The 4,380-nt window shown below is 74.7% G+C and carries 4 protein-coding genes; all 4 read left to right on the top strand.

Features of this window, described 5'->3' with window-relative positions; translation table 11 throughout:
• A partial coding sequence (locus VGR37_13650; GenBank protein HEV2148441.1) for an HNH endonuclease signature motif containing protein occupies window positions 1-608 on the top strand: 608 nt, incomplete at its 5' end.
• A 7-nt stretch (window positions 609-615) separates the two neighbouring features.
• Window positions 616-2,049, top strand: coding sequence for a dipeptidase (locus tag VGR37_13645; GenBank protein HEV2148440.1), 1,434 nt, complete (start codon window positions 616-618; stop codon window positions 2,047-2,049).
• Entirely contained in the window at window positions 2,046-3,620 is a 1,575-nt protein-coding gene (locus tag VGR37_13640; protein HEV2148439.1) for a hypothetical protein, read from the top strand. The genes VGR37_13645 and VGR37_13640 overlap by 4 nt, the downstream gene beginning before the upstream one ends.
• A 16-nt stretch (window positions 3,621-3,636) precedes the next feature.
• The coding region (locus VGR37_13635; protein ID HEV2148438.1) for an amidohydrolase family protein at window positions 3,637-4,380 on the top strand (744 nt) is incomplete at its 3' end.

The raw sequence follows: 4,380 nt of genomic DNA, 5'->3' as shown, positions 1-4,380 counted from the left end.
TCTCGCGCCTGCAGCCGGTGCAGCTACGGCGTCTGGGGGCAGGGCTGGGCGGCGACCCCGGCCCCGCGGTGGCGCGGGCGATCCGGCGTCTGACCTCGGGCGCCCGGCGGGTGGGGACCTTCCGGGAGCGCCGCCTGGGGCGCCGCTACCCCGTCTTCGCGGTGCGCGGCTACCGCCTGCTGGTGCGGCCGCTGGGGCCGCTGCAGGGGGAGATCCTCACCCTCGCTCCGCAGACCGCCGGCCCGGAGAAGGAGAGCGGCGAGGCCCCGCCCGCCGTCCCGCGGCGCCTGCGCGGCAGGGAGCGCGACCGGCTCCGCAGCGCCGCGCGGGCCGCCTACTTCCAGGCGTACCCCCGCCAGCGCGGCCGGGCGGTGGAGGTGCACCACCGCGTCCCCCTGGAGTGGAGCCATCTCTTCCCCGGCGCGGACCCCAACCGGCTCAGCAACCTGCAGGGGCTGTCGTCGCGCGACCACCTGCGCAAGGCGAGCGACCTGTGGACCGCCTTCCGCAACACGTACCAGCGCCGGCGGGAGGCGCCAAAGCCCGTGGACGTGCTCCGCTACGCCGCGGTGGTGGACCGCTCGCTCGCCCTCCCCTACCCGCTCTGAGGGCGTCATGCCGAACCGCGCCCCGTCCGCCGCCGCCGCGCTGGCCCACGCCCGCGCCGGCCGCACGCGCTTCGTGGAGGAGCTCAAGGAGCTGGTCCGCTTCCCCACCGTAGGCGCGCAGCCGGCGCACCGCGGCGACATGCGGCGCTGCGCCGCGTGGCTGGTGGCGCACCTGCGCGGCATCGGCCTGCGGGCGGAGACGGTGGAGACCGGCGGCCACCCCCTGGTGCTGGCGCGCTGGAGCGGCGCGCCGGGGCGGCCCACGCTGCTGGTGTACGGGCACTACGACGTACAGCCCGCGGAGCCGCTGGGGGAGTGGACCTCGCCCCCCTTCGAGCCCGTGATCCGCGGCGCCGACCTCTTCGGCCGCGGCGCGTGCGACGACAAGGGGCAGCTCTGGGCCCACGTCAAGGCGCTGGAGTGCTGGCTTCGCGGCGCCGGCACGCTCCCGGTCAACGTGGTCTGCGTGCTGGAGGGGGAGGAGGAGACGGGGAGCGTGGGGATGCTCCGCTGGCTCCGCGCAGAGGGCGGGACGCTGCGCGCGGACGCCGCCCTGATCTCCGACATGCGGATGCGCGGCCCGGGGATCCCCGCCATCACCTACGCCATGCGCGGGGCGCTCAGCGCGGAGCTGGAGGTCCGGGGGCCGGCGGTGGACCTGCACTCCGGCAACTTCGGCGGGGCGGTCCACAACCCGCTGCAGGCGCTCTGCGAGATCGTCTCCCGGCTGCACGACGCGCGCGGGCGCGTCGCCGTGCCCGGCTTCTACCGCCGCGTGCGGGAGGTGGACGCGGAGGAGCGGGCGTACATGGCCCGCGTGGGTCCCTCCGACGCCGAGATCCTGCGCGACGCCCGGGCCGCGCGCGGCTGGGGCGAGCGGGGGTACACGCTCTACGAGCGCACCGCGCTCCGCCCCTCGCTTTCGGTGAACGGAATCGTCGGCGGGTACGCGGGGGAGGGCGCCAAGGCGGTGATCCCGGCCCGCGCGACGGCCAAGCTCAGCTTCCGCCTGGTGCCGGACCAGGACCCGGCGGAGGTGGCCCGGCTCCTCCGCGAGCACGTGGCCCGCCTCGCCCCGCCCACCGTGCGCGCCGCGGTGCGCACGGTCTTCGGCGCGCACCCGGCCCACGTGGAGCGGCGCCACCCCGTGCTGCGCGCCGCGGCTGCCGCGTTCCGGGAATCGTTCGGGCGGGAGCCCGTGTTCCTCCGCTCCGGCGGAACCATCCCGGTGGTGAGCGCGCTGGGGGAGACGCTGGGCGTCCCCGTGGTGCTGGCCGGGCTGGCGCTCCCCGACGACCGCCTGCACGGCCCCGACGAGAAGTTCCACCTTCCCAACCTGTACCGCGGGATCGACGCCTCCATCCGCTTCCTGGCCCGCCTGGGCGCGGGCGGGCGCGCCCGCCCGCGCCGACCGACCTCTCACGCTGGAGCCATACCATGAGCGAGACCAAACCCCACCCGGGCGGGTGCGGCTGCGGCTGCGGAAGGTGCGGGAGCCGCAGGGCCGAGAGCGGGCGCTGGTACCGTCGGGGGGGTGCGATCGTCGTGCCGCTGGACGGCGGGCGCGCCCCTCGCGCGCCTGGCCCGCAGCGGGAGGTGGCGGCGACCGGCCCGGGCGGGGTGATCGATTCCCGCATCGACGTGCACGCCCAGTACGCGCTGCTGCGCATGGCGAAAGGCGCCCCCGCCGCGCGCGGTGACGGCGCGGGGATGCTGGCCGCGGTGAAGGCCGGACGGCTGGCAGGGATCTACAAGGAGGACCAGCAGGTGCCCGCGGTGCGGGCCAGGGCGCTGGGGATGGGGTGGTGGCAGCTCGTCCCCGGTGGTGAGGACGCCGTCCTCGTCCTCGACCCGGGGGACCCGGGGGGTGGACCACCCCTGATCGCCTTCCGTGACCGGGTGCGCTCCGATCCGACCCGCCTGGACGCCGCGCTTCGCAGGGCCTGGGGGAGCTTCCTGAAGCTCAGGGCATCCACGCCGGCCATCGGCCGCTGCCCCGTTCCGGGCGGAGGTGGGGTCCAGGCCGAGGCGCTCTCCGCCAGCCGGGCCGGAGCCGTCGTAGCCAACATCGTCCCCCGGGTGTTCTGCAACCTCAACGGGGGGACGGGAACGGCGTGCAAACAGAAGGTCGTGGTCGCCACGACCTTCAAGGGCTACGTCGCCCTGGTCCGCCGGGCCGAGGCGGCGCTCGCCAAGTGCGGGCACACGGACGCGGAGCAGCGGCTCCACGTGCTCACCGGCATCTACTACGGCACGGGTTGGAGCCGCGACTTCGACGTGGAGAAGAGCCCGGTGCGGAACGCCGCGTTCCAGGGCTTCCTCGCCAAAGCGTACGGCTCCGGGGACGATCCCCGCAGCTGCCTGGGGTGCGGGCTCTTCCTGTCCCTGAAGCGGAGCGGAGACGCGGGGGGGGTGGACATGGGGCACGTGCTGATCGGGATGAGTGCCCGCATGCGGTTCCTTTCCCGCGTCCCGGCGTTCCCGGGTACGGGCTCCACCGGGCTGGAGATCACCACCTGGGTGGGGGACCTGGGAGGGGCGGCCGCCCGGCTGGCCATGGACCGCGTCAAGGCGCCGATGACACCCGCAAGCAAGTACTTCAGGGGCAGGGACTACGGGGCGACGTCCAACCTGGAGGGGGACGTGGCCGCGTACGTCGTGGCGGCGAAGCCGTCCACCAGTGTTGGTGCGCCCAACATTCCCTCCTCCGGCTCCGTCGCCGACGCTCTGGACGCGTTCTTCGTCAAGGGAACCGGGCGCGCCGCCCGGTGCCGGAGCTTTCTCGCCATGCTGGGCGGCACCTTTTCCGGGGGGAAGCTGACCAACCGCAAAGCGGTGCGGGCGACGATGGCCGCCAAGCTGTCCGCCTTCGGGCTGATGTACATGGTCAACTTCCTCCGCCAGCGCGGACGCAGCCTCGGCATCGTCGTCCTTGCGAAGCCACTGCTGGGGAGGGCGGCAGAGGACGTGGCGGACCTGTTCATCGACAAGCTGCTGAAGTGCAAGCTCTAGCGAGGAGGGCTCCCCGATGGTCATCGACTGCCACTGCCACGCGGGCAAGGGGGACGGGCTCACCGGCCCCTGGGACACCGACGCCCCACTGGAGGGCTACCTGCGCTGGGCCGCCGAGGCGGGGATCGGGCGGACGGTGGTGTTCGCCGCCTTCCACTCCGACTACGCCGTCGCCAACCGCGAGGTGGCGCGCATCGTGGCGAGCCGCCCGGACCGCCTGTGGGGCTTCGCCTTCGTGCACCCGCTGCGCGACCGCGGCCGGGTGGCGGAGCTGGTGCGCGAAGCGGTGGAGCGCTACGGCTTCCGCGGCATCAAGGCACACCGCCACGACGCGCGCCTGACCCGCGAGGTGTGCGAGGCGGCACGCGCCTTCGGGGTTCCCGTCCTCTACGACGTCATGGGCGAGGTATCCCAGGTGGAGCTGCTCGCCACGGAGTACCCGGACGTGCGCTTCATCATCCCCCACCTGGGAAGCTTCGCGGACGACTGGCGCGCCCAGAGAGCGCTGATCCCCCTCCTGGAGCGCCACCCGCACGTGTACACCGACACTTCGGGCGTGCGGCGCTTCGACATCCTGCAGGAGGCGGTTCGCCGCGTCGGCGCCCGCAAGTTCCTCTTCGGCTCCGACGGGCCCTGGCTGCACCCCGGTGTGGAGCTCGCCAAGGTCCGCGCGCTGCACCTCCCCCCCGCCGAGGAGCGCCTGGTCACCGGCGGCAACCTCCTCCGCCTGCTCCGCCCCCGGCGACGCCGGCCGCTCCGC

The organism is Longimicrobiaceae bacterium (assembly GCA_035936415.1).
GTDB lineage: Bacteria > Gemmatimonadota > Gemmatimonadetes > Longimicrobiales > Longimicrobiaceae > JAFAYN01.
Note: the sequence above shows the minus strand (reverse complement) of the source record. Positions and strands in the feature narration are given on the sequence as shown.